Origin of the sequence: Paenibacillus nanensis, from assembly GCF_003583765.1 — a bacterium.
GTDB lineage: Bacteria > Bacillota > Bacilli > Paenibacillales > Paenibacillaceae > Pristimantibacillus > Pristimantibacillus nanensis.
On record NZ_QXQA01000001.1, the window covers coordinates 688,325 to 713,634 of the forward strand.

At 51.9% G+C, this 25,310-nt stretch carries 22 protein-coding genes; 15 read left to right on the forward strand and 7 right to left on the reverse strand.

Annotation, left to right across the window (positions count from 1 at the left end; all coding sequences use genetic code 11):
• Positions 1-144 precede the first annotated feature (144 nt).
• From D3P08_RS02910 to D3P08_RS02925, 4 genes are all read left to right on the forward strand, one after another.
• Positions 145-993, forward strand: coding sequence for an alpha/beta hydrolase (locus D3P08_RS02910; RefSeq protein WP_119597901.1), 849 nt, complete (start codon positions 145-147; stop codon positions 991-993).
• A 95-nt stretch (positions 994-1,088) separates the two neighbouring features.
• Positions 1,089-2,174: a DUF3048 domain-containing protein gene (locus tag D3P08_RS02915; RefSeq protein WP_240647221.1), complete on the forward strand. Its 1,086-nt coding sequence runs from the start codon at positions 1,089-1,091 to the stop codon at positions 2,172-2,174.
• Positions 2,175-2,426: 252 nt separating this feature from the next.
• The gene (locus tag D3P08_RS02920; protein ID WP_119597902.1) at positions 2,427-3,038 is read left to right on the forward strand and encodes a DUF47 domain-containing protein; all 612 of its coding nucleotides are present in this window, start codon (positions 2,427-2,429) and stop codon (positions 3,036-3,038) included.
• A 25-nt stretch (positions 3,039-3,063) separates the two neighbouring features.
• Entirely contained in the window at positions 3,064-4,059 is a 996-nt protein-coding gene (locus tag D3P08_RS02925) for an inorganic phosphate transporter (protein WP_119597903.1), read from the forward strand.
• A gap of 74 nt (positions 4,060-4,133) precedes the next feature.
• Here the strand turns inward: D3P08_RS02925 and D3P08_RS02930 are convergent, their stop codons facing one another.
• A complete protein-coding gene (locus tag D3P08_RS02930; protein WP_119597904.1) occupies positions 4,134-4,715 on the reverse strand; it encodes a hypothetical protein in 582 nt (193 codons plus the stop codon).
• A 199-nt stretch (positions 4,716-4,914) separates the two neighbouring features.
• Here D3P08_RS02930 and D3P08_RS02935 point away from each other — a divergent pair, with 199 nt between their 5' ends.
• Genes D3P08_RS02935 through rlmD form a run of 4 tightly spaced genes read left to right on the forward strand, consistent with a single transcriptional unit; the run spans position 4,915 to position 8,404 of the window.
• Positions 4,915-5,205 carry a YerC/YecD family TrpR-related protein gene (locus D3P08_RS02935; RefSeq protein WP_119597905.1) on the forward strand — a complete coding sequence of 97 codons (291 nt, stop codon included), beginning with the start codon at positions 4,915-4,917 and terminating at the stop codon, positions 5,203-5,205.
• Positions 5,206-5,216: 11 nt separating this feature from the next.
• Entirely contained in the window at positions 5,217-5,984 is a 768-nt protein-coding gene (locus D3P08_RS02940) for a sirohydrochlorin chelatase (protein ID WP_119597906.1), read from the forward strand.
• 32 nt (positions 5,985-6,016) lie between these two features.
• Entirely contained in the window at positions 6,017-6,925 is a 909-nt protein-coding gene (locus D3P08_RS02945; protein WP_119597907.1) for a diacylglycerol kinase, read from the forward strand.
• 9 nt (positions 6,926-6,934) lie between these two features.
• Complete coding sequence (rlmD, locus tag D3P08_RS02950; RefSeq protein ID WP_119597908.1) at positions 6,935-8,404, forward strand: 23S rRNA (uracil(1939)-C(5))-methyltransferase RlmD; 1,470 nt, start codon at positions 6,935-6,937, stop codon at positions 8,402-8,404.
• Between the two features lie 330 nt (positions 8,405-8,734).
• Here rlmD and D3P08_RS02955 read toward each other — a convergent pair whose 3' ends face one another.
• From D3P08_RS02955 to D3P08_RS02975, 5 genes are read right to left on the reverse strand one after another with little or no spacing between them, the layout of a single operon-like run.
• Positions 8,735-10,591: an oligopeptide ABC transporter substrate-binding protein gene (locus D3P08_RS02955; protein ID WP_119597909.1), complete on the reverse strand. Its 1,857-nt coding sequence runs from the start codon at positions 10,589-10,591 to the stop codon at positions 8,735-8,737.
• A 16-nt stretch (positions 10,592-10,607) separates the two neighbouring features.
• Entirely contained in the window at positions 10,608-11,477 is an 870-nt protein-coding gene (locus D3P08_RS02960; protein ID WP_119597910.1) for an ABC transporter permease, read from the reverse strand.
• Positions 11,478-11,503: 26 nt separating this feature from the next.
• Positions 11,504-12,466 carry an oligopeptide ABC transporter permease gene (gene opp4B, locus D3P08_RS02965; protein WP_119597911.1) on the reverse strand — a complete coding sequence of 321 codons (963 nt, stop codon included), beginning with the start codon at positions 12,464-12,466 and terminating at the stop codon, positions 11,504-11,506.
• A gap of 6 nt (positions 12,467-12,472) precedes the next feature.
• A complete protein-coding gene (locus D3P08_RS02970) occupies positions 12,473-13,408 on the reverse strand; it encodes an ABC transporter ATP-binding protein (protein WP_119597912.1) in 936 nt (311 codons plus the stop codon).
• Positions 13,396-14,406, reverse strand: coding sequence for an ABC transporter ATP-binding protein (locus tag D3P08_RS02975; RefSeq protein WP_119597913.1), 1,011 nt, complete (start codon positions 14,404-14,406; stop codon positions 13,396-13,398). The genes D3P08_RS02970 and D3P08_RS02975 overlap by 13 nt, the downstream gene beginning before the upstream one ends.
• Before the next feature lie 334 nt (positions 14,407-14,740).
• Between D3P08_RS02975 and D3P08_RS02980 the strand changes: the two genes are divergently transcribed.
• From D3P08_RS02980 to D3P08_RS02990, 3 genes are all read left to right on the forward strand, one after another.
• Positions 14,741-15,100 (forward strand): DUF7667 family protein, encoded by a 360-nt coding sequence (locus D3P08_RS02980; protein ID WP_240647223.1) that lies wholly within the window; start codon positions 14,741-14,743, stop codon positions 15,098-15,100.
• Between the two features lie 118 nt (positions 15,101-15,218).
• A complete protein-coding gene (locus D3P08_RS02985) occupies positions 15,219-16,004 on the forward strand; it encodes a sporulation protein (protein WP_119597914.1) in 786 nt (261 codons plus the stop codon).
• A gap of 95 nt (positions 16,005-16,099) precedes the next feature.
• Positions 16,100-17,077 (forward strand): alpha/beta hydrolase, encoded by a 978-nt coding sequence (locus tag D3P08_RS02990; RefSeq protein WP_119597915.1) that lies wholly within the window; start codon positions 16,100-16,102, stop codon positions 17,075-17,077.
• On the opposite strand, the gene D3P08_RS02995 is transcribed toward D3P08_RS02990, so the two are convergent.
• Complete coding sequence (locus D3P08_RS02995; protein ID WP_119597916.1) at positions 17,050-18,615, reverse strand: histidine kinase N-terminal 7TM domain-containing diguanylate cyclase; 1,566 nt, start codon at positions 18,613-18,615, stop codon at positions 17,050-17,052. The two genes, D3P08_RS02990 and D3P08_RS02995, sit on opposite strands and share 28 nt — an antisense overlap.
• A 328-nt stretch (positions 18,616-18,943) precedes the next feature.
• Between D3P08_RS02995 and D3P08_RS03000 the strand changes: the two genes are divergently transcribed.
• The 4 genes from D3P08_RS03000 (at position 18,944) to htpG (ending at position 25,298) form a co-directional block, all read left to right on the forward strand.
• Positions 18,944-21,166 carry a putative bifunctional diguanylate cyclase/phosphodiesterase gene (locus D3P08_RS03000; RefSeq protein WP_119597917.1) on the forward strand — a complete coding sequence of 741 codons (2,223 nt, stop codon included), beginning with the start codon at positions 18,944-18,946 and terminating at the stop codon, positions 21,164-21,166.
• A gap of 26 nt (positions 21,167-21,192) precedes the next feature.
• Positions 21,193-22,836 carry a thiamine pyrophosphate-binding protein gene (locus tag D3P08_RS03005; protein WP_119597918.1) on the forward strand — a complete coding sequence of 548 codons (1,644 nt, stop codon included), beginning with the start codon at positions 21,193-21,195 and terminating at the stop codon, positions 22,834-22,836.
• A 24-nt stretch (positions 22,837-22,860) separates the two neighbouring features.
• Positions 22,861-23,253, forward strand: a complete 393-nt coding sequence (locus tag D3P08_RS03010) for a carboxymuconolactone decarboxylase family protein (RefSeq protein ID WP_119597919.1) — start codon at positions 22,861-22,863, stop codon at positions 23,251-23,253.
• Positions 23,254-23,420: 167 nt separating this feature from the next.
• Positions 23,421-25,298, forward strand: a complete 1,878-nt coding sequence (htpG, locus tag D3P08_RS03015) for a molecular chaperone HtpG (RefSeq protein ID WP_119597920.1) — start codon at positions 23,421-23,423, stop codon at positions 25,296-25,298.
• Positions 25,299-25,310 lie beyond the last annotated feature (12 nt).

Below are 25,310 nucleotides of genomic sequence, written 5' to 3' on the forward strand. Positions count from 1 at the left end.
CCGAATACGTCATTCGTATGTGCTTTTCTGAAGCCGTTAACCTTTTCGTCATTGACAGCTTTTCGCTGCGGTGATACGATTGATTTTAATAATTCATAGTATACAGGTAGGAATAATGGAGATAAAAATGAGCGGAGGGACGTTATGGAAAAACAGCTGACGATCAGACATGAAGGATTAGAGTTGACGGCTACGCTGCATTATCCTTCTTTTGATGAGCAGAAAGAGAGCAAATTGCCGTCAGGCGCAGAACATTCGGGCAAAAAGCAGGCGATCATTATTTGCCATGGCTTTATCGGAAGCCGCGTAGGCGTTGACCGACTATTCGTCAAGACCGCGCGAGCGCTGGCGGCGGAAGGCTCGTTCGTGCTGCGGTTTGACTACGGCGGCTGCGGCGAAGCGAGCGGCGACTACGGCGCGCTTGGCTTCGATTCGATGGTGGACCAGACCCGGACCGTCATCGATTATGTTTCGGGAATGGACTGCGTAGATCCCCGCCGAATCGTGCTGCTCGGCCACAGCTTGGGAGGCGCGGTTGCCATTATGACCGCAGTGAAGGACAGGCGGGTGAAGCGTCTCGTCTTATGGTCGCCTGTTGCCTATCCGTTCAATGATATCGTCCGCATCGTTGGCAGAGACAGCTATGACGAGGCGATTACGAAGGGCAGCACCGACCATAGGGGCTTTACCTTGCAGCCGGTCTTTTTTGAATCGCTCATGCAGCACCAGCCCTTCCAAGCGGCTCCAAGATTCGGAGGAGATGTGCTGCTCGTTCACGGCACCAGCGACGAGCTCATTCCCGTCGATTACAGCTTCCTCTATCAGAAGGTGTTCTGGACGAGAAGCGAGGGCATTTGCGAGAAAGAAATAATTTTTCAGGCGAACCATACGTATTCGAGCCGCGCTCACCAAGAGGAGGCCATTCGGCTTACGTCTTCCTGGCTCGGAGGGCTGGATCGGCAGCAGCAAGAGTGGCATCATTGGTCCATTTAATTTCAACGATTATACATTTTCTTCAAGACAACCTGTCCTAACTATGATTAAATAAGGGTAATTGCACTATTACTCTAGTTAAAGGCGGGTTGCTCATGAAAATCGCTTTGCGAACATCGACGGCTGCTATGCTGGCCGCACTAATCCTGCTGCTTGCGGCATGCAGCGGCAATGAAAAGGCTTCAGTGGAGCCAAGCGAAGTCAGTGAGTCGCAGAGTCCGGAGACGGCATCACCAACTCCTGAACCGACCCCGATGCCGTACAATGCGCCCTTGACGGGAGAGCCGCGCGAGACGGAGGCAGTGAGCCGGCCGATTGCCATTATGATTAATAACTTCTCGGCAGCGCGTCCGCAATCGGGGTTAACAAATGCCGATGTAGTGTGGGAAGTGCTGGCAGAGGGCGGGATTACGAGGCTGGTGGCCATATTCCAAAGCACGGATTCCATCGCGGACACCGTTGGTCCCATCCGCAGCAACCGCGCCTATCTGATCGATATTGCGGACAGCTACGGGGCAGTCATGGTTCACGCGGGAGGAAGTCCGGAAGCGTACGGAATTTTGCAGAAGCAAGGCAAGCCTTATCTTGACGAAATAACGAATGCGGGTTCCTATTATTGGAGGAGCAAGGACCGGAAAGCTCCGCATAACCTGTATTCGAATCTTGAGAAGCTGCGCGCGGGCGCCGAGAAGAAGGGCTACAAAACCGATGTGACGGTTCCTACGTATCCGTTCTCCGAAGCAGGGACGGCAGGAGGCAGCGCGTCGGCCGAAACCGTAACATCGTTCGATATCTCCTTTTTGATGAAAGACTATATCGTGGGCTACAGCTACGACGAAGCTTCCGGTCTTTACAAACGGACAATTGACGGCGAGCCCCACATTGATATGAACAATAACGAGCAGCTTGCCGCGGCTAACCTCGTCGTTTTCGAGGCCAGTCACAGAACGCTGGATAATGTAGGAAGGCTGGGGATCGATTTAGAGTCGGGAGGAGCAGGCTACTTGTTCCAAAAAGGCAAAAAAATCGATATCGAATGGGTAAGAAGTCCGGATGGCATGATTCGTTTTGTAAAGGACGGCCAAGAGGTTTCCTTTGTCCCCGGCAAGACTTATATCCATGTCGTTCCAAATCGACCGGAGCTTAGTCAGCATGTGACGCTCCATGGTAATAGTAATTAAATGTTGGGTCAAACTAAGAACGAGCGCGTACGAACGAGGACGCGCGCGTTCCGGAAACCGCGTTTTTAGGATGCGGCTCCATCGGAGCCGCATCCTTTTTATTTCATGAAAGATGATGCCCGGTGACGGGATACATTCATGAAAAAATATTTTTAATTTTTCATGAATGTTTACACTGCGTTAACAAATGGGTTGTAAACTGATTCAGGAATGTCGAAAAAAACCATACTTATAGCCGATAAGGGGATTGACATGTTTAAGAAAAAAGATATTTTCTTCAAAACGCTAGAGGAGATGGCGGACACACTCGTTGAAGCAACGGAATATTTCGCAAAGGGTGTCGCCGATTTAACGGACGTAACGGCTTTCGCGAAAAAGATGAAAGAGCTCGAAAGCAAATGCGACCAGTATACCCATACGATTTTGAAGGAACTAAACAAAACGTTCATCACACCGATCGAGCGTGAAGATATTATGGCGCTGACCACATCGCTTGACGATGTGCTTGACGGCATTGAAGCATGCGCTTCCCGGTTTGAAATGTACCATATCCGCGAGAAGGACGAATATATTACACTGTTCGCGGACGTTATTGTTCGTTCGGCCCATCAGATCAAAAGCGCCATCTACCTGCTTACCCAGAAGAAGCTTCTGGCGATCCGCGAGCACTGCATCGCGATCAACGAGCTTGAGAACCAAGGCGACGACGTGCTGCGCGTTTCCATTACGACGCTGTTCGCCAACGTTAAGGATCCGATTGAGCTAATTAAGCGCAAGGAAATATACGAAAGATTAGAGCAAACGACCGACTACTGCGAAGATGTAGCCAATATGCTTGAATCGATCATTATGCGCAACAGCTAAAATTGGAGAGTAGAGGGTCGTAAACATGGAAATATATGTGCTTTGGATTGTCGTTTTTTTAGCGCTATCGTTTGATTTTATCAATGGCTTTCACGATACGGCCAATGCGATCGCGACGTCGGTATCCACTCGCGCCCTGAAGCCAAGGGTTGCCATACTGATGGCTGCCGTCATGAACTTCCTTGGAGCGATCACCTTTACGGGTGTCGCAAAGACAATTGGCGGTAAGGTTGCGGACCCATCCAAGCTTGAATTCGGCGTTGAGATCGTGATTGCGGCGCTGCTTGCTGCAATCGCGTGGAACCTCATTACGTGGTGGTTCGGCATTCCTTCGTCTTCTTCCCATGCTTTGATCGGTTCGCTTGCGGGGGCTGTTATTGCGGGTGCGGGAGTGGATTCGCTCAACGCTTCCGGATTCGTCGATATTTTGGAAGCCCTGCTGCTTTCGCCGCTTATCGCGTTTTCAATCGGTTTCATCATCATGTGGATCTTGAAGCAAATTTTCGCTCGAACAAGCCCGCATCAAGTGAATAAAGGGTTCCGTTTCGGTCAAGTCATTACGGCGATGTTCCAATCGTTCTCCCACGGCACGAACGATGCGCAGAAGGCGATGGGGATTATCGTGTTCGCCCTCGTTGCGGCAGACATTCAGGATACAATGGATGTTCCGTTGTGGGTCAAAATTTCCGCGGCGACAGCAATGGCGCTTGGCACTTCGGTCGGCGGATGGAAAATCATTAAGACGATGGGGACCAAAATTTTTAAAATCGAACCGATTAACGGATTTGCGGCCGACCTCGGTTCCGCTGCCGTTATTTTGACAGCTACGATGATCCATTTGCCGGTCAGTACGACGCATGTTATTACATCGTCCATTCTAGGTGTCGGCTCCGCGAAACGGTTCTCTGCCGTTCGGTGGGGAGTTGCCGGGCGAATCGTTATTGCCTGGATTATTACGATCCCGATTACGGTTCTGCTGGCGATGTTTTTCTTCTGGATTATTAAGTTGTTGTTCCTGTAATAGAGATGGCAAAAGGACAGCTTTACCCTGCGCGGGGCTTAAAGCTGTCCTTCTTGCGTTTTGACTATTGACGATTAACGTCTTCGTTTCGAAGATCGCCGCTTTCCGGAAGCGCCGCTGCGCGCCTTGCCGCTGCCCGATCCGGAGCCGCTTCTCGGGCGCTTGCGTCTGGTTGGCTTGCGCTCGCTATTGAGCTCGTCACTTTGCGAGATTGATTTTTTGCCGAAGGAGCCGAACAATACTTTAACGAGCGGCGCCATCTGCGAGATGCTGCCGACCACCTTCTGTACCTTCGTTACCGTTGACAATATACCGTCCAGACCGCCCATGCGGTCGACAAAGCCTTTAATTTCGGTCAGGTTAGCCATGCTCGCCAGATTGGCAAGCGAGAAGCCTTTTTTAGGAGGCGCCGGGGTAATATTCGCCTCCGGAAGGTGGTTAGGGACGATGGCGGGCAGCAGGCTGGGAGCCGCGGCCGTCTGGGAGATCTGGGCATGAGGCGCCTGCGGCGGCGAAGCCGGATTGCCCAGCCCATAAGTGCCGTGAGGACCGGTATAAGGACGGCTTAGCGGATTTTGCCCTTGCCGGAAGTCCGCACCCTGGTTATGCCCAGCGCCGCCGCGGTTGCCGACGCCGGGATAATGATGATAATTCAAACGGATCACAACCCTTTTTTTAATAGTCTATGGCACAGGGATAGCTGCGGATTGGACGAATGACCCGATTTTTCAATAAAATTATAGATGAATGTCTCGATTTTTCTCCTTCTCTGTAATGCGTGAAAACGGTAACGTTTGAAAAAATTTGATTTAGCCTTTACAATGATAGCAACAGTACTCATAGGAGTGAATGCGAATGCAGCTGAAGAAGCTGAACGATAAAGCGATAGACCAATTATTCGAAGCGATCCTTACTTTGAAATCCGTGGAAGAATGTTACGTCTTTTTCGATGATTTATGCACAGTGAATGAGATCCAATCCTTATCCCAACGGCTTGAAGTGGCGCGCATGTTGGGCAAAGGCAGTACATACAATCAAATTGAAGCCGAGACCGGCGCGAGCACGGCTACGATTTCCCGCGTAAAGCGCTGCTTGAACTACGGCAACGACGGCTACAAGATGGCGCTTGACCGCTTGGGCCGTTAGGAGATTCCAGCGTGAAGCGCGGCGTACTTGTCATTAGTCACGGCTCCAGGGAATCGGAGTGGGTGGAGCAGGTTGACGCTTCCGTCCGCTCGGCGGCGCAAGCCTTTGATGTGCCGGTCGTATCCGCTTTTCTGGAAATTGTGGAAGGCCGTCTTATACAGGACGGCATAAACGAATTAGAGAGGCAGGGAGTTACGAATTTTTTCGTACTGCCTCTGTTTGTATCTTCCGGCAGCACCCACGTCGACGAAATCAGTCAAGCCTTCGGCTTCCCGCCGCTTACCGATTTCGAAGGAGACCTGGGTGTGTTTCGCGTGAACGGAGAAGTGGCTTACGGCCTGCCGATTGACGATGATCCTGAGATCGCGGAATTGCTGCACGCGAATATCTCGGAGCTTTCACAGGAGCCGGAGAAAGAAGCGCTGCTTATTGTAGGCCACGGAAGCAAGCTGCCAGTCTTCCATGAACGATGGCAGTCGGGAATGTCCGCGATTGCAGAGCGGCTGCAGGCGCTTGGCGGTTTTGCGAGAGCAGATTACGCGATGCTGCTGCCGGACCAAGCCGCGTCGAAGCTGTTAGAGCTTCAGAAAGAAGGGTATGATGATAAAATTATCGTCGTCCCGTTATTTTTAAGCCCCGGATATTTCACCAATCATGTGATCCCTTCGAGGCTGTCGGGCCTGCGCTATCGCTATAACGGGCGCGCCATGCTGCCTCATCCCGCCATTGCACGCTGGCTTTCCAGGCGGATCGGGGATTGGTTGTCCGGCAAGATTTAGGCAAGTGGTTCATGAGAAGGAGCGAGAAAGCGATGAAACGCGCAAGATTAATTTATAATCCGACCTCGGGAAGAGAAGAGATGAAGCGCAGACTTCCCGATATTTTGCAGCGGCTTGACCGCGGCGGAATTGAAACGAGCTGCCACGCGACGATCGGAGAAGGCGATGCGACGATTGCCGCAGCGGAAGCCGCGGATCGGGATTATGATCTGATTATTGCAGCCGGAGGGGACGGCACGTTATACGAAGTCATTAATGGTCTAGCCAATAAAGAGAACCGTCCGCCTCTTGGGATTTTGCCGGTAGGAACGACGAATGATTTCGCGCGGGCAACAGGCATTCCGAAGCATTGGGAATACGCATGCGATCTTATTATCAATCAGTATACCCGGCCGATAGACGTCGGCGTGGCGAATGAACGGTTCTTCATCAATATAGCGGGCGGGGGCTCCTTAACGGAGCTGACCTATGACGTGCCCAGCAAGCTGAAGACGATGGTTGGGCAGCTTGCGTATTATATGAAAGGTCTGGAGAAAATGACCCGGCTGCGTCCGACAGAGCTCAAGTTTGTAGCGGAAGGCGTAGGCGAATTTCATGGCGAATATATGATGTTCCTCATCTGCAACAGCAATTCCGTAGGCGGATTCGAACGGCTGGCGCCTGAATCCAAGCTGGATGACGGGCTGCTCGACGTTCTGCTTATTCGGAAAATGAATCTCGCCGAGTTCATCCGGCTCGTCACGCTCGCGCTCCGGGGCGAGCATTTGAATGACCCGCATGTGACACACTTCCGTACCAACAGCTTAAAAGTGACGACGCCGGATTATGTGCAGCTGAACCTGGATGGCGAATACGGAGGCGTGCTGCCGTGCAATTTCTCGGTGCTGCCGTCGCATCTTCGCATCTTTGCGGATGAGACGGGCGAATCGACTTACCGATAGGAGCAATTCATGACTAGAAAACAAGGTAGAGGCGCCGTTCGTAGCGCGAAGCCGGGCAAGCCGGTAAAGACGGTAAAGGCGGACAGCGATGTGCCGTTTCAAAAAAATGAAGAAGTCACGGTCGACATAGTCGGCATGACGCATGACGGGGAGGGGGTGGGCCGCGCAAGCGGCTTTACCCTTTTTGTTCACGGAGGGCTTCCGGGCGAGAAAGCCCGGGTGCGCGTCCTCAAGACGAAAAAACAGTACGGTTACGCGAAGCTGATGGAGCTGACAGAGGAAAGCCCGGACCGCATCAAGCCGCCTTGCGACATTTTTAAAGAATGCGGGGGCTGCCAGCTTCAGCATTACGATTACGAAGCGCAGCTTTCTTGGAAGCGGCAGCATGTCGTGGACAATTTGCGCCGAATCGGCAAGCTGCAGGTTGCAGGCGAGGATGGCGCGGAGGAAGGCGTCATCGTCCATTCTGCAATCGGAATGGACGACCCTTGGCGATACCGGAACAAAGCGACCGTACCGATCGGCGCAGCCGGCAACGGCGAGCTGGTTGCAGGCTTTTACGCGCAGGGAACCCATCGGATCATCGATATGGACGACTGTCTTATCCAGCATGAGCATAACGATGAAGTGCTTCGCGTTGTGAAGAAGGTAGCGCACGAGCTTCGGATTCAGCCCTATAACGAGGAGACAGGCCAAGGCGTGCTGCGCCACGTCATGGCTCGGACCGGAGCGGTGTCCGGCGAGATTATGGTCGTTCTGGTGACGAACGGCAAGCGACTGCCTCGCCAGCCGGAGTGGATCGAGCATTTGCGCGCGTCGCTGCCGGGACTGAAAAGCATCGTGCAAAATATTAACGAAAAAAACACGAACGTGATCTTCGGCGAGGAGACGCGCGTCCTGTGGGGCAGCGACGTGATTTATGACGAGCTGGACGGGATTCGTTTTGCGATATCGGCTCGTTCCTTCTATCAGGTTAACCCGGTTCAGACGGTGGCGCTTTATCGCAAGGCGGTAGAGTACGCGGCGCTTACCGGTTCCGAGCGTGTGATTGACGCTTATTGCGGCATCGGCACGATCTCGTTGTTCCTGGCTCGGAAGGCCGGACAAGTGTACGGCGTGGAAATTGTGCCGGAGGCGATCGAAGACGCGAAGCGCAACGCCGAGCTGAACGATATCCGGAACGTGACGTTCGAGGCGGGTCCGGCCGAGGTCGTCATGCCGCGCTGGCGCAAGGAAGGCGTGGAAGCCGATGTCATCGTCGTAGACCCGCCGCGCAAGGGCTGCGATCCTGCGCTGCTGGACACGATTCTCGCGCTGAAGCCGGAGAGAGTCGTCTATGTGAGCTGCAATCCTTCCACGTTGGCGCGCGATCTGCGCGTATTGGAAGACGGCGGCTATACCACGGTGGAAGTGACCCCGGTCGACATGTTCCCTTGGACCGTCCATGTTGAGAGCGTGGCTTGGCTGGAGAGGCGATAGGCTGGCGGTTTCGGGGCATTTCCCGGTTGTGTGTATATTATGCACATGTTATGATTAGGATAATAAAAAGGAGTCGGCGGCAACCGACTCCCTGCACAAGAGCCGCTTTTAAGGGCGGTGGCTATTTGTTCAAAGGCGAGTCAAAGAATAGACCGATACCTTGTCACGGGGCGGTCTATTTCTTTTTGTGGAATGATAAAATAAGATCAACACAACAAGAGGAATAGTATACCAGAAAAGGTGCTCGTCTAGTAGACGGGCTTTTTTTGTCGCAATAGGAAAACCGCCCAGCAGCTCTGCTGGGCGGTTCATTTATTCTTCGGCCGAAGCTTACTCCGCAACGACAGGACTATCCTGCGTCACTTGAAGCTGATGCAGATAAACGCCTGTGCCGTCCCCGATGGCGTAGTTCAAAATACGCTTGTTGACCGGCGCGACGATGGAACGATACAGTGTCGGGAAGACAGGGATTTCATTAACCATTAGCTGCTGCCATTCTTTATAGATGGACAAGCGGTACTCTTTATCGAACGCTTTCTCGGAGACGCCTTCCTTCAGCAGACGATCGTTCTCGGCGTTTTCATAACGCGGGAAGTTGAACATGGCAGTCGGACCGTACAAGCCGGAAGGATCGACGTCAATGCCAACGGCCCAAGCGCCTTGATAGACGTCTACAGAAGGGTCATCCTCGCCGTTCTGGCCGACGCGGTCATAGAAGGTATTGAACTCGACCATTTCAAGCTGGACGTTTAGGCCGATTGCCTTCCAAGCCTGCACGTAGTATTGGGCCAAAGGCTCGGCGATTTGATCGCCTGTCATCGAGATAAAGTTGATGACGAGCTCGCTGCCGTCCGGGTTCGTGCGGAAGTCGCCGTTGTACTTGTAGCCTGCTTCGTCCAGAAGCTTCTTCGCGCCTTCCGGATCGTAGGCTACGCCAGGATTCGAGGCATCATGGTATTCAGGATGGGACGGCGGAATGAGCGTCGTCGCGTTCCAGCGAAGGCCGTGATAGAATTGTTTGCCGACCGTGTCGTTATCGACGGCCATCCACATTGCTTTACGCAGGTTGACGTCCGCCATCTTCGCGTCCGGGTTCATTTTGACCTTCTCGTTTTCCTTGTCCCATGTGCCGAGCTTAAAGCCGATATACGTATACGCGCGGTCAACGTTCCCCAGCCATTCGATGTTGGACAGATTCGCGTTCTCCGGGAATTGGCTGATCGGGAAGGAGTCTACGAGATCGACGCCCCCGGACTTGAGCTCCTGGACAACGTTGGCCGGATTGATGACCTTCAGTATCACTTTGTCCAGACCCGGCTTGCCGCGCCAGTAATCGTCATTCCGTACGTAGACGACGGATTCGCCCGGCACGATGCTTTCGACCTTGAACGGGCCGAAGCCGATCGGGTTGGAACGAACCTGCGGCGATGCGGCCATGTCGGCAACCGGGATATCGGCGAAAATATGCTTCGCAAGCGGGTAAGTCCAGATGCCGCCCGTAACGAGGGAAGGGTTGGATTCAATGTAGGTGATCTTCAGCTGCTTCTCGTTCAGGACTTCAATGCCGGATATTGTGCTCGCTTTGCCTTCATGATACTCCTTCATGCCGACGATATTCTCGAAGGTGGAATCATAGCGTACGCCGGTGTAGTCCTTATGGCCGATTACCTCGTGGGCGAACAGCCAATCCTCGGCTGTTACCGGTTTGCCGTCATGCCAATTGACATTGTCGCGAATCGTGAACGTGAACGTGCGTCCGTCTTCCGATACTTCGTATGTAGCCGCGCCGTCGTTCGTGTACACGTAGCTCGAATCCCAAGTAAGCAAGGCTTCGTCGAACCATCCCAATACTTGCGAGTCCGGATCGCCGTCATAGAAGTTCCAGTTGAGCGTTCCTTCGAACGGCGTATCGGATACGAGTCCGAATGTAATCTGTCCGCCTTCGATCGGCTCACCCGTTTTGCTCTTCACGTTGCTGAAGTTGGCGATATTGAACAGACCGTCCTCGCCTTGAAGCGGCGGCTTCGTCTCCGCCGGCGTCTGCGTGGCATCGGGGCTTGCAGAAGGCGATGATGATGGCGACGGGGAGCTGTTACTGTTATTCCCGCCGTTGTTCGATGAGCAGGCGGCAAGCAGCAGCGCAAGAGCGAGCAGAAGCAGTACAGCTTTGGGGATCTTTTTTGGCATCTTACATTTTCCTCCCTTATCCTAATCTTTGTCTTGCGTCAGCCGCGCGCCTCAGCGCTTGGCCAACGTTATTTATACTCAACATCAAGACCAATATAAGGACTGATGCGGGTACCCATATCCACCATCTGCTCTCTAGAACCTGAGGATTTCTCGCGTAGCTGACCAAGGTGCCGAGGCTCGGCGTGCTTTCGGGAAACCCGAAGCCAAGGAAGCTCAGGCCGGACTCGAGACCGATGTTGGCGGCGAGATTGAGCGTCATCGACACGATAATAATGGAGCTTAAATTCGGCAGCACTTGAACCAGCATAATTTTGAGATGGGAGGAGCCTGATGTCCGAGACGCTTTGACATAGTCCAGCTCACGCTCCTGCAGCGCCTTGGAACGAATTAGCCGGGCCTTTCCCATCCACAGGAAGGCGGTCATAATAAGCGTGAAGGACATGATTCCGTATTTCGGCACGGTCGTCACGAACGCGATAACGATCATGAGCGTCGGCAAAATCATAAAAAAATCAACGATTCTCATAAAGAAGTTGTCGACCATTCCGCCGAAGTAGCCGGATATAAGGCCGATAGCGATGCCGATCAAGCCGGAAAGCGAGGTAACGAGAATAGCGATGGTGAGCGAATTGCGGGTCCCGATAATCAATTGGCCGAATACGTCGCGCCCCCCTTGATCCGTGCCGAGCCAAAACTCCGAGGAAGGGGGCTTATTGAGCTCGAATAAGTTCACTCTTACAATTTGGCTTTGATCCAGAAGGAGCGAAGTCAGATATACGAATGCCGTGATGGCCACGATCAGAATGAGCGACAGCAGCGCCATTTTATCTCGAACGATCTCCTTCAAAACAATTCTCCAGCCGGATAAGTTTTTGTCTCCCATGCTTTCACCTCTAACCCCACGAATGGTTATTTGATCCGAATGCGAGGATCGACAATACCCAATATCAAATCGGACAGTAACGATCCCAGGATGGAAGCGACCCCATACAGTAAGACAAGAGCCGTAACGACGCTGAAGTCCCGTAAGGAGATAGAGCTCAGGAAGAGCTGTCCCATGCCGGGATAGCTGAAGATGCTTTCGATAAATACCGTGCCGCCGATCAGCCCCGTCAGCTCGTACCCGAAGAAAGCGGCGATGGGGAGAAGGGAATTCCGCAGGACATGGCGGTTGTAAATTCGCGATTCCGAGGCGCCTTTGGCTCTGGCGGTTACGATAAAGTCTTTGAATTTCGTATCGATGATTTCGTTGCGAAGCATCTGTACCGTTGTGACCGTCGTGATTAAGGCCATGGACAGGGCCGGGAGCAGCAAGTGGTAGAGCTTGCTCGCGATATAAGCGGCGGTGCCGGGCGTTGAGCCGGGTTCGACGCTGCCGCCGGTCGGGAACCAGCCGAAATGGAAGCCGAACACCCATAACATGACGAGCGCGAAAATAAACAGCGGAGCGGCAAAGCCTATATAGGTGTAGCCTGTAATCATGCGATCCGCCAGCGTGTCGTTGTAGCGCCCGCTTATAATGCCAAGCGGAATGGCGATCAAATAAGTAAACACCAAGGTCGCGAGCGACAGCCAGAAGGTGTTGGCCATACGTTCTCCGACCAGCTCCGTCACCGGCATCTTGAAGCGGAACGATTGACCCAGGTCGCCCTGCAGCGCGCTCGTGATCCAATCCCAGTATTGCTCGTACCAGGGCTTGTTCAGTCCGAGCTGGATCCTCTTCTCGGCGATCGCTTTCGGGTCGATATTGGGATCGATTAAGCCGCTAAGCGCGTCGCCCGGCATGGCCTTAGCAAGCAAAAATACAAAAATGCTTAGCAAAAGAATTTGCGGAATCATAATGGTTATTCTTCGCGCAACAATCTTCCACATCGGTTCTCACCCTCTCTCGGGCATTGCCGCATAATGGGTTTCGGATAACGGCTTCAGCGGATAGGCCAGACCTTGCTCATCGAAAAAGCGATTGTAAGCTTCCTTGTACTCCAAGTTGACCGCGGCCCGCAATTGAAGCTGCTTCTCGCGGTTGTTCGGATCCATGTCCGGAATGGCGGACAAGAGACGCTTGGTATAAATATGCTGCGGATTTCCGAATATATCGGAAGTCGTGCCTTGCTCCACATGACGGCCTTTGTACATAATGCCGATATAGTCGCACATATGCCGGATAATGCCGAGATCATGGCTGATCAACAAATAAGCGAGATTAAGCTCCTTCTGAATATCCCGCATAAAATTCAGCACTTGCGCCTGCACGGACAGGTCGAGCGCGGACACCGGCTCATCGGCAATGATCAGCTTGGGCTTCAGAGCGATCGCCCGCGCGATGCCGATCCGCTGCCGCTGGCCTCCCGAAAACTCATGCGGATATTTATGAATGCTGTCCGGACTTAAGCCGACCTTCTCCAGCAGCTCCTGCACGGCGCGCTTTTCCTCTTGCCCCGACATCCGCTCGAAATTTCGGAGCGGCTCGGCCACGATATCGATGACCCGCTTTTTTGGATTGAGCGACGAATACGGATCCTGAAAGATCATTTGAATGTCGCGGCGAAAGCTTTGGTTGCTTCCGCGCACAATCCGTTTCAGGCTGCGTCCTTGGAAAAGGACGTCGCCCGAGGTGATGGGGTTCAGGCCGATAATGGCTCGGCCCGTCGTCGTTTTGCCGGAACCGGACTCGCCGACCAGACCGTAGGTTTGGCCCTCCTCTATCGTGAACCGGACACCGTCTACCGCTTTGACGGGCTCGGCTTTCCTGCCGAACAATCCGCCGCGGATCGGAAAATGGACTTTAAGCTGCTCTACCTCTAGAAGCGCCATACGTTCGAGTCCTCCTTATCCGGAAAGTAGAAATGGTTATAGCAAGAGCATCTGACGTAATGACCCGGAGCGGCTTCATGCATTTCCGGCTGCTCTTCATGAGCCGATTCGCTGATCCATGGAATGCGCGGGGCGAAACGGCAGCCTTGCCGAGGCAGATTTTTGAGCGAAGGCACGATGCCTTGAATCGTATAGAGCGTAGATTTTGGTTCGGCTGTTGATGTTACGGATTGTAGCAAGGATCTCGTGTAGGGGTGCTTTGGATTCGATAAGAGGGTGTAAATATCGGCCATTTCAACGATTTGCCCCGCATACATGACCGCGACGCGATCGGCCATTTCGGCTACGACGCCAAGGTCATGCGTAATGAGGATGATGCCTGCTTCGATATCGTTTTTCAGCTTCCGGATTAAATCCAGGATTTGAAGCTGGATCGTGACATCGAGCGCGGTGGTCGGTTCGTCCGCGATGAGCAGCTTCGGCTGGTTGGCAACCGCAATCGCGATAACGACGCGCTGCCTCATGCCGCCCGATAGTTCGTGGGGATAGTTCTCGTAGACGAGATCGGGGGATGGAATACCGACTTGCGTCAGCAGTTCGATCACTCTATGTTTTCGTTCCTTTTTGGAGAGGCTCGGTTGATGCAGGATCAGCGCTTCCTCTATTTGCGCGCCAACAATCATGAGAGGATTTAGCGCGGACAGAGGGTCTTGAAAGATCATGCCTATTTCTTTACCGCGAAGGCTGTTCATTTTGGAAGGAGGAAGGCCTACTAGATTTTGACCGTTAAATCGAATCGTTCCGGTTATCGAGGCTCTGTTGTGCAAGCCCATAATAGAGAATGCAAGCGCGCTTTTCCCGGAGCCCGATTCTCCGACGATCGCGACGATTTCGTTCTTTCTAACCGTAAGCGAGACATCGTCCACCGCCGCGTAATAGTCATCCGAGATTTTGAAGGATGTTGTCAAATGCTCGATTTGCAGCAATTCGTCCATCAATGTAATCCTCCTCGCCAGCTAATATCATTAGTCAGAACAATCGGATTATTCAGAAAACGAAAGGCAGGTTTGCTAACATGAATCCTACTGGGCTTGTATTTAATGTTACTTATTCTAACATGAGTTGTTTTGGAAATATAGGGCAAATCTAAAAAAATTCTATCGTTCCTTCATAACTGCGGGATAGGAAGGGTCGTGGTAGAGAGCCGCATATCGTAAACAACAGATCTTATCCATTATTTAAAAGTATATTTAGGCATACATAACATATTACAAGTTTGTCATATCTCTATTCTTTTTGTGACCGGACAATAGAACGAGAAGAACGCGCGGCTTGCATAACTTTTTAATCGTACCTGTGAATGAACGCCGTCAGTCGGGCTATCCTGAATACTACAACGATTTATATTTAGCTTGGGAAGGATGGTTGACGGAAACCATGGTTGCGATTCACGCAGTTCACCGGCGAATGGCAGAGCTTGCTTTGAAGGCGAAGCTCGCAGGAGGCAGCTACGAGAGACTTTCCTTGTCGGAGAGACAGGAGCTTGTCCACTGCCTGGCTGTTAATCTGGAGCTTGTCCGCAAGCTGGATTCGCTGAAATCGCTGGCCTATCTCGCATATGAGCAGGGGGATATGGAATGGCATAACGAAATATGCGAAAAGCTGGACGAGCTGGAAGCGGGACTCATTTAATAATGGGTCCTATTCTTTTTGCGACCAAATCATTTCCTTCTACGTAAAATTTGATATGATAAGGATGTTGGATTTATCCAGTTTCATCCATACTTATTAAATCGAAGGAGCGAATGGGATGTCATTTTTTAACCGTATGATGGCAAGTGTGGGAATTGGTTCGGCAAAGGTGGATACGCTGCTGGAGAAAACGAACTACTACCCGGGCGAAGAAATTCGCGGAGTGGTAAGAATCCAAGGCGGAGCGGTGGCACAGCGCATCGAGGGTATCGATCTATCCGTTATGACATACTACATCAAGGAAGTAAACGATTCGAAGGTGCAGCAGAATGTGGAGCTTGGAAGAGTGCGGGTAACGCCTCCGATCGACGTGCAGCCAAATGAGCGGAGGGAGATCGGCTTCGCATTCCAGCTGGCGCCGAACACGCCGCTATCGATCGGCAGAACGCCGGTCTGGATCAAAACAACGGCGGATATCCGCTCCGCAATGGATCCGACGGACAATGACCGCATCGAGGTTGTGGCGACGCCGGCTATGAGCGCCGTTCTGCATGCGATCGAGATGCTCGGCTTCCGTCTTCGCGAAGCGGAAACGATGTACGCGCCAAGACTCGGCGGCTCCCATTCCCCATTCGTTCAAGAATTTGAGTTCGTGCCATATTCCGGCTCCTACCGCGGACGTCTGGATGAGCTGGAGCTTGTGTTCCTCCGCAATTACGGCACAAGCCTTGAGCTGCTGCTTCAAATCGACCGCAAAGCGACCAGCCTGTTCGGCATGTTCGCGGAAGCGATGGATATGGACGAATCGTTTGTCAGAGTACAGATCTCGCAGGACGATGTACAGCGCGGACCGCAGCACGTCGCCGCTCTGCTTGACCAAGTGATTTCAAGATACGCCCATTAATCGAACCGCATTTTCGAAGAGGAAAGGCGACTGCTCGGCCGGCCTGTTAGGCGCCTGCCGGGCAGTCGCCTTTTGCGGGAAAGGTGATTCACGTGATGATTGCAATTGTTGTAATACTGCTTCTGGCGGCGTTGACGCTTACCGGCTTTTATTTCTATCGGGTCGCGATCGCTCGATCGGACAAAGACTTTCTGAACGGAAATCCCGACTTGGCGGTAACCGATGCGAGCGATCCTTCTAAGGAACGGCTGGAAGCGTGGTGGGCAAAGCAGACGTTTCAGGAATGGAGCATGACTTCGGAAGACGGGCTTTCGCTGCGCGCTTACTACTTGCCTGCCGACACGCCGTCATGCGCAACGGTCATTCTAGCGCACGGGTATTCGGGACAAGCCCAGAGCATGGGCAGCCTAGCGCAAATGTACAACGAAATATTAGGGTTTAATGTGCTGCTGCCTGACGCTAGAGGGCATGGCAGAAGCGAAGGCGGCTTTATCGGGTTTGGCTGGCCGGAGCGCCGAGATTACGTCGGATGGATTCAGCAGATCCTTCATAAGAATGGCGGTAACTCGGAGATCGTGCTGCACGGCATTTCGATGGGCGGCGCTACGGTCATGATGACGAGCGGTGAGGAGCTCCCGAGCCAGGTGAAGGCCATTATTGAGGATTGCGGGTACACCTCGGCGAAGGAACAGCTCGCCTATCAGCTTCGCCGCATGTACAAGCTGCCAGCCTTTCCGCTGCTGCATGCAACAAGTCTCATCACCAAGCTTAGAGCGGGTTATTCCTTCGGCGAAGCCTCGGCGTTGAAGCAAGTGAAAAAATCCAAAACCCCGATGTTGTTTATCCATGGGGATGCGGATGTATTTGTTCCATTTCGCATGGTGAAGCCGTTGTACGAGAGCGCTCAAGTCCAGAAGGAGCTTCTAATCGTACCCGGCGCCGGTCACGGATTGGCTCGCCAGACGAACCCGCGATTGTATGATGAGACCGTCATTCGATTTTTAAGCCAATACATGAGCGAACGGCCGGAGCGTGCGATCGTCGATCAAGCTGGGGCCGGGGATTCTTTGTGAAAGACGGACACCCGGTTTCTTCCTAGCCGCTTGGCTTCATATAACGCGGAATCGGCTTCGCGGAGCAGCACCTCCAGCGTATCGCCGGAACGATAGGCCGCAACGCCAAAGCTTGCCGTAACGGTTAAGCTGCCGAACTCCGTTTCCAGTTGGGCCGCTTCAATGGCCGACCGGAGCCGGTTGGCCGCCTCGAGCGCTTCGGATTGTTCGGATGCGGGCATAAACACGACGAATTCTTCGCCTCCATATCGCGCGAACAGACAGTTATCCGGCAACTGGTCACGGCATGCGGACACGGTATGCAGCAGGACGGCATCGCCCGTTTCATGGCCGTAAGTATCGTTGAAGCCTTTGAAATGATCGATATCGAACAAGATAAGCGAAGCGCTTGGCCGAATAGGATCAGCCTCTTGCAGCAAAGCTCTTGACTGCCGGATAAATCGGGCCCGGTTCATGATACCGGTCAATGCGTCGTAATAAGCCTGCTGCTTCAGCTGTTCCTGCAGCTGCCGCTGCTCGGTCACGTCGATCAGCATCAGCAGGCAGCCCAATGCTTCCCCGCCTTGCCTCTTTATCGTAGATGAACGGACTTCATATTCGGAACGCGTCGCGCCGTGCCCCCGCTGCAGATGCCCCTGCATCCCGTCTGCGCCTCTTTGAATCGGGAAATCCTCCCCTGTTAGTTTTCTCCACACGGAATCGAGCGAATGACCGATCATGCCCATTTCAAGCTCGGGCAGCATTTTTTTGGCCGCGCCGTTGTAGTCGGTCAGCCTCTCCGATTGATCGAGGACAAGCACGCCTTCGCGCATGCTTTCAAACAAGCTTTCCTTCGCGATTGGGGATAGCCGAAGCATCTGGATCGACAGCAGCGCCCACAAGTACATGGCGGAGGTGCCGCATAACACGATCGGCACGATGTCCATCCCATAGGGGGTAATGCCCATCAAATAGAGGAAGGAAGCGATCATGGGGATGAATTGTCCGCCTGCGAGCGTAACGAGATGCTTGCGGTACGCTTTATTCGTTTTTTTCCACTGCCGAAGAAGCATGACCCCGCCGGCAAGCAAGGAGCCGAACGTATAAGCGCCATGCACAATGTACCACTTGCCGATCACCATGTCGGCCATAGGCGAAGGCGTATTTTCCCGCAAATAAATCAGCTTATAAAAAAGTCCGTGAAAATCGTTGGTCGCAACAAGGATAAGGGTTATTGAGGGGATAACGAACAGGGCGGCAGTCGCCGCGCGCGATAACGACCTGCCTATATACCGCAGCACGAGAAGGAGCCCGACGACGGGCGTAAAAGCGATGCCGATATATTCGACCGCAATCCAGCGTTTGATTTCGTCCAGACTGTCGCTGCTCAGCTCGAAAGCGAAACCGAATATGTAAATGGACTGCAATGCCGTCAGTAAGGCTAGTTGCCGGGCGGCCAGCAAATGCTTTCTTTTGCTGAACGCGTATATACATAAGAACACGCTCAGTACGCCAGAGGTTACGACTAGCGTGATATACATGGTCAGATGGGATTCCATTTTTTCCGCACTCCGCAAGGTGGATTTAGCCGGAACTCACTCGTTTTTTGTCGAATGATAAGGGCCTTTATATCGTATCATACATCTATTCTTGTTGTAATCGCATATGGTAAAATGATACACGTCTAATATAATCGAAATCTTGCATATTCTTATTGAACGATATTCTGCACTGCGATAAAATAGAATTTAGTACCGTTTAAGCGAACAAATACGTCAGCGAAGAGATTTTGACTGTTACCGAGGAGTCCCTATTTGCTGGCGTTTTTTTACTTGCATAGATTCTATCGTTTTTTATTGAGATCGCAAGGTAGAAATGAGGAGCAAGATGAATAACGAGATTTGGATAAAACAGTCGAAGGACAGATGCGAGAAGATGGGGATAAATCCGGAAGTTGTTCCTGCGTTCACTCAATTCTACAGTGAAGCGGAGCTCTCTGAGAAAAGAGCGGAATATGAGGAGATTTTGTCAGTAATTGACTTCTTCGTTCACAAGATGCTGATGCTGATGAAAGGCCTGCCCCTTCTGATTCTTATAACGGATGAGAAGGGCTGCGTGCTTGAGATGGCGGGCGATGAAGCGATTCGCAATATCGTCAGCCAATCCGGCATTCAAGTCGGACTTGTCTTCTCCGAGAAGGAAGCCGGAACGAACAGCATCAATCTCGCGCTTGATCACCGGGAGCCGTTCCAGCTGACTGGGCGCGACCATTATTTCCGTTTTTTAGAGAATAGCGCTTGTTATTCGGTGCCGTTCCAATATACGGATGTCAGCAATTTGCTCGGAACAATCACGATCATGACATCCATCGATCAGCATAATCCGTTTCTCCTTGCGATGCTATGTACAGTTGTAGATTCGATTGAGAGAGAGCTGCTGCTCAAGAAGCAAAACAGGCGGCTTCATATTCTGAATCAAGTCGTTATCGAGACGACCAGAAACGGAATCATTATTACAGACCGCGACGGAAAGATTACAGAGTATAACCAGTTCGCCGAATATATTACCGATTTGAAGAAGCAGGATGTGCTTCATAAGTCAATCGCTGAGCTGAAGGTCAGCCAATATATTAGCGAAGTGCTGCATAACGGCATTGTCTATGAGGATATGGAGATTAGCATCAGGCAAAGCAATCAAGGCGAGAAGCTGGTATGCCTGTTCGACGCGTTCCCGATCTATGACGAGAACAAAATGATTATGGGCGCATTTGCGCAGTTCCGCGATATTACGGAGCGTTCGAAAGCGGAGCAGCAAATTAACCATCTGGCTTATCACGACGATTTGACCGGATTGCCGAACCGGCGGTTTTTCACGCAGCATTTGGACAAGCTGCTCGACTCGACCGACGGCGAAAAACAAAGCTTCGCGCTTCTGTTCCTAGATCTGGACAGCTTAAAAAAAATTAACGATAACTTGGGCCATAACAACGGCGACCTGCTACTTCAGCTTGTGGCGGAACGTCTTAAATTATGCAGCCGTTCATCGAAGTATATCGTGTCGAGAATGGGCGGAGACGAGTTTACGATTCTTCTCAAGGATATGAAGGACCAGAAGGAAGCCATCGAAGCGGCAGAGGATGTCATCAAAGCGTTCGAGGTGCCTTTTGTAGTCGACCACTATGAGCTCTATATTACCGCGAGTATCGGCATCGCCTACTACCCGCAAGACGGTCTCGACGCGGAGACGCTGATGAAGCATGCCGACATTGCGATGTATCTGGCGAAGGACGCGGGCAAAAACAATTACTCCATTTATAGGGCGGCCAAGAGCAGCCTTGGCATTGAGCAGCTGACGCTGGAGAGCTCGATTCGCAAAGCGCTGCAGAACAATGAGTTTCTCCTTCATTACCAGCCGCAAATCGATGTGGAGACAGGCAGAATCATCGGCACGGAGGCGCTCATCAGGTGGAATCATCCAACGCTCGGGCTCATCTCCCCGGCTAAATTCATTCCGATAGCGGAAGAGACAGGACTTATCGTGCCGATCGGAGAGTGGGTCATCAGAACGGCCTGCCTGCAGAACATGGAGTGGATCGCCAAAGGCATTCCTCCGATGAAAGTATCGGTCAACCTGTCGACGCGCCAGTTTCTGAAGAGAGACCTGGTCGAAACCGTGCAAAGCATCCTGCTGGAGACCGGACTTGACCCGAAATATTTGGAGCTGGAGATCACGGAATCGATGACGATGGACGTCAACTTCGCGATCGAGGTTCTAGGCGAGTTCAAAAAACTGGGAATCCCCATTTGCATTGACGACTTTGGGACAGGCTACAGCAATTTGTATTATATGAAGCTGTTCTCCATTGACAGGCTTAAGATCGATCAATCCTTCATTCGCGACATCATGACCGATTCGATTGACGCGGACATTGTGTCTACCATCATCGCCATGGCTTACAACTTAGGTATAGACGTCATCGCGGAAGGCGTGGAAACCGAGGAACAGCTCAATTACTTAAAACGGCTAAGATGCCGGGAGGTGCAGGGTTACTACTATTATAAACCGCTGCCAGCAGAGCAATTGGAGCAATTATTACTAAGCAGCCGATAGGCAATCCATTTTTTTAAGGAGACAAGATGAAGAAGAAGGTTTATTCCATTATCGTTGATCATTTTAAGAGCTGGGGAGTCAGTCACGTCTTCGGGATTCCCGGCAAATCGATTTCCCCGCTTATGCTTGAGCTGGATAGTCAAGAAATTGAATATGTGCTTGGCCGTCATGAAACGGGCTGCGGATATGAAGCCTCGGGCTTTTCGATCGGCAGCAGAGGGATCGGAGTCGCAATCGGAACGTCCGGTCCAGGCGGCACCAATCTCATTACGGCAGCTGGACAAGCGAGAGAGTTCAATCTTCCGGTGCTGTTTATTACGGGACAGCCGACGATGCAAGAGACGGGGCGCGCGCTCAGCCAGGACTCCAGCCAATTTGGCACGGACTTGGTGAAGATGTTCGAGCCTGTTACGAAATTCAGCGCAAGGATCGAGCGTGGCGATCTGCTGCCGCTCTATTTGCGTCATGCAATCGAGAAGGCTTATACCGGCGAGCGCGGTCCGGTTCATTTATGCATACCATTTGACGTATTGATGGAAGACGTTGAAGAGTTCCTTATTCCGCTGCCGCAGTACACCTCTACGCTTGTGGCGAGAGTCGTCGACCGTGCGCTGTCGATGCTGAATGAGGCGGAGCGCCCTGTTCTATTTTTAGGAAAAGGCGCTGTTATGGCGGAGGCTTTCGAGGAGATTCAGACGATTGCGGAGCATTGGCGCATCCCTATCGTGACGGCGCCCGGCGGCAAGGGAGCCATATCGACCTATCACCCTCTTTATATGGGCGGATATGGTCTTGGAGGCTCTAGGCATGCCATGGACTATATGCGTTCCGGCATTGACCTGATGATCGTCATCGGCAGCAAGCTTTGCGACATGTCTCTGTCAGGCTTTACGGAAGAGATGAAACCGAAGAAGATGCTCCAATTCGAATACGATCTGACCTTTGCGGGCAAGTCGGTTGCGGTCCCGACGGAGATCGTGTTGGGTGATTTGAAATCCAATCTTATCCATGTGATCCAAGCGGCGGGGGCCAAAAGACGCGAAAATGATTATGCGCTGCTCACTCGCCCGGTATTTGAGCCTAACTCGAATACAGAGAAGCTGCTCACGGCCGGCGACGCCTTCCGAGCGCTTCGTTCCGCGCTTCCGGATGACGCGATGCTCTTCGGCGATGCGGGAAGCCACTCCTTCTATGCTGTCCAGCATTTGGACCTTCCTCAGCCAGGCACGTTCTACTTCGATGAAGTGTTCATCGCAATGGGAGCGGCAATCGGTTATTCGATTGGAGCCAAAATCGCCCAGCCTGACCGTCCGGTTGTCTGTATTACAGGAGACGGATGCTTGCTGATGCATGGGACCGAAATTTCGACTGCGGTTAATCATGGAGCGCGGGTTATCTTCTTTGTTTTGAACAACGGACGTTTGGATATGGTGGATAAGGGGATGTCCTATAACACCGGACGTTCTGTCGGAGCGGTCTACGAGCATGCGCTCGATGCAAGCGGCTTTGCGGCGTCAATGGGGGCAAAGGCGTACCGCTGCCATCATACCGCGCATATTGTGGAAGCAGTGGCCGAGGCGTTGAATTCGAAAGTAGCGACCGTTATCGAGGTCATGGTCGATCCTGCCGAGATACCGCCAATCTTAACGCGTCTGCTAAGCTTGGACTAGAGGAAGAGAGGAGATTGATCTACTATGGATTCCAAAGCATATGAAAAAGGAATGGAAACGCTTGGCAAGATGGTGAGTCCGGAAATATTGCGCCAAACGGTGGAAAATGTGCGCAAATTTAGTCCGGATATGGCCAAGATGGTTATCGAGTTTCCTTTTGGATCCATCTATTCGAGACCGGGCCTTGATCTGAAGCAGCGATCGCTGATTACGATCTCCTCGCTTGTGACACAGGGAGCCGAAGGTCAGCTGGACTTTCACATTCACGCCGCATTGAATGCCGGTCTTACGCCGGAAGAAATCGTTGAAGCGGTAATGCATTGTTTGCCTTACGCGGGGTTTCCGAAATCGCTGGGCGCGCTTGGCGTCGTGATCAGAGTGTTCCAAGAACGCGAAATTTCGTATTCGCAGGCCTAATCCTTATTAATTGTAGCTCGCGCCATAACGATGGCGCGGGCTTTTTTTATATGGATAATTCAGCCTGCTTGTTGACAGCAATTTTCGGAGTATGGTATATAAAAATAAGGATTAGCACTCATAGATGAGGAGTGCTAACATCGAGAACGAAAGGGGATTGCAAAGGCATGGCTAAAAAGCAGTTTAAAGCGGAATCCAAACGATTGCTTGAGATGATGATCAACTCCATTTATACGCAAAAGGAAATTTTTCTGAGGGAGCTTATTTCCAACGCCAGCGACGCGATCGACAAAATTTATTATAAAGCGCTGACGGATGACAACCTCGTTTTTAACAAAGAGGACTATTACATTAAAGTAACGCCTGACAAAGAAAGCCGGACTTTAACGATTACAGATACGGGTATTGGTATGACAGCGGAGGAATTAGAGAATAATCTAGGCGTTATTGCAAAAAGCGGCTCGCTTGCGTTTAAGCAGGAAAATGAAGCGAAGGACGGCCATAACATTATCGGCCAATTCGGCGTTGGCTTCTATTCGGCGTTTATGGTTGCCGATGAGGTCATCGTGACGTCCAGAGCATTGGGCAGCGACGAGGCATACCGTTGGGTGTCAAGAGGCGCAGACGGCTATACGGTCACGCCTGCGGAGAAGGATAGCGTCGGCACGGAAATCGTGATGAAGATTAAAGCGAACACGGAGGACGAGCAGTACGACGAGTACCTTGAGCCTTACCGCCTTCGCGCCATCATAAAGAAATATTCCGACTTTATCCGTTATCCGATTAAGATGGATATGAAAACCTCGAAGCCGAAGGAAGGCAGCGACGAGTTCGAAGAGGTCGTCGAGGAGCAAACGATCAACAGCATGGTGCCGATCTGGCGGCGCAACAAAAACGAGCTGACCGAAGAGGATTACGCGTCGTTCTACGCGGAGAAGCGTTACGGCTTCGACAAGCCGCTTAAGCATCTGCATGTCAGCGCTGACGGCGCGGTTGTATACAACGCGATTCTTTATATCCCGGAAAGCGCGCCTTTCAATTACTATACGAAGGAATACGAAAAGGGCTTGGAGCTGTATTCCAACGGCGTCCTTATTATGGACAAATGCGCGGATCTGCTGCCTGATTACTTCAGCTTCGTGAAGGGCATGGTCGACTCCGAGGATTTGTCGCTGAACATCTCCCGCGAGCTTTTGCAGCATGACCGTCAGCTCAAGCTGATCGCAAAAAATATTAAAAACAAAATTAAAGGGATGCTGCAAAGCATGTTGAAGGACGAACGCGACAAATACGAAACCTTCTACAAAGCGTTCGGCCGCCAGCTGAAATTCGGCGTCTACAACGATTACGGCATGAACAAAGCGGAATTGCAGGATCTGCTGCTGTTCACGTCCTCGAAAGAGAAGAAGCTTGTCAGCTTGGACGAATACGTCAGCCGTATGCCAGAGGATCAAAAATACATTTATTATGCGGCCGGCGAATCGATCGCACGAATTGAAAAGCTGCCGCAAATAGAGCTTGTGCTCGATAAGGGGTACGAAATTCTTTATTTGACGGACGATATTGACGAGTTCGCGATCAAGATGATCATGAATTACAAAGAGAAGGAATTTAAGTCGGTATCGAGTGGAGATCTTGGCATCGAATCCGAGGCGGACGATAAAAACGCCGATAATGAGGAGAAGGAAAATAAAGAGCTGTTCGAAAGCATGCAAAAGCTGCTTGACGGCAAAGTCAAAGCGGTAAAAGCCTCGAAGCGGCTGAAAAGCCATCCGGTATGCCTGTCTGCTGAAGGGGAGCTGTCGATTGAGATGGAAAAGATTTTAAAAGCAATGCCGGACAGCGGGGATATTAAAGCGGATAAGGTGCTCGAAATTAACGTAGGTCACGACGTGTTCCAAGCGTTAAAGAGAGCGTACGGCAGCGATACGGAAAAATTCAATCTGTATACGCAGCTGCTTTATAACCAAGCTTTGCTTATCGAAGGGCTGACGATTCAGGACCCGGTTGAGTTTACGAACGATATTTGCAAGGTTATGGTGTAATACAAATTTTAA

Coding starts and splice junctions, on each gene's coding strand:
- D3P08_RS02955 (WP_119597909.1), bottom strand. CDS start 10,591: ATGCCAAAAAAGATCCCCAAAGCTGTACTGCTTCTGCTCGCTCTTGCG.
- rlmD (WP_119597908.1), top strand. CDS start 6,935: ATGACTAGAAAACAAGGTAGAGGCGCCGTTCGTAGCGCGAAGCCGGGC.
- D3P08_RS03005 (WP_119597918.1), top strand. CDS start 21,193: ATGAAGAAGAAGGTTTATTCCATTATCGTTGATCATTTTAAGAGCTGG.
- D3P08_RS02925 (WP_119597903.1), top strand. CDS start 3,064: ATGGAAATATATGTGCTTTGGATTGTCGTTTTTTTAGCGCTATCGTTT.
- D3P08_RS02990 (WP_119597915.1), top strand. CDS start 16,100: ATGATTGCAATTGTTGTAATACTGCTTCTGGCGGCGTTGACGCTTACC.
- D3P08_RS03010 (WP_119597919.1), top strand. CDS start 22,861: ATGGATTCCAAAGCATATGAAAAAGGAATGGAAACGCTTGGCAAGATG.
- htpG (WP_119597920.1), top strand. CDS start 23,421: ATGGCTAAAAAGCAGTTTAAAGCGGAATCCAAACGATTGCTTGAGATG.
- D3P08_RS02985 (WP_119597914.1), top strand. CDS start 15,219: ATGTCATTTTTTAACCGTATGATGGCAAGTGTGGGAATTGGTTCGGCA.
- D3P08_RS02995 (WP_119597916.1), bottom strand. CDS start 18,615: ATGGAATCCCATCTGACCATGTATATCACGCTAGTCGTAACCTCTGGC.
- D3P08_RS02910 (WP_119597901.1), top strand. CDS start 145: ATGGAAAAACAGCTGACGATCAGACATGAAGGATTAGAGTTGACGGCT.
- D3P08_RS02920 (WP_119597902.1), top strand. CDS start 2,427: ATGTTTAAGAAAAAAGATATTTTCTTCAAAACGCTAGAGGAGATGGCG.
- D3P08_RS02970 (WP_119597912.1), bottom strand. CDS start 13,408: ATGGCGCTTCTAGAGGTAGAGCAGCTTAAAGTCCATTTTCCGATCCGC.
- D3P08_RS02945 (WP_119597907.1), top strand. CDS start 6,017: ATGAAACGCGCAAGATTAATTTATAATCCGACCTCGGGAAGAGAAGAG.
- D3P08_RS02960 (WP_119597910.1), bottom strand. CDS start 11,477: ATGGGAGACAAAAACTTATCCGGCTGGAGAATTGTTTTGAAGGAGATC.
- D3P08_RS03000 (WP_119597917.1), top strand. CDS start 18,944: ATGAATAACGAGATTTGGATAAAACAGTCGAAGGACAGATGCGAGAAG.
- opp4B (WP_119597911.1), bottom strand. CDS start 12,466: ATGTGGAAGATTGTTGCGCGAAGAATAACCATTATGATTCCGCAAATT.
- D3P08_RS02915 (WP_240647221.1), top strand. CDS start 1,089: ATGAAAATCGCTTTGCGAACATCGACGGCTGCTATGCTGGCCGCACTA.
- D3P08_RS02935 (WP_119597905.1), top strand. CDS start 4,915: ATGCAGCTGAAGAAGCTGAACGATAAAGCGATAGACCAATTATTCGAA.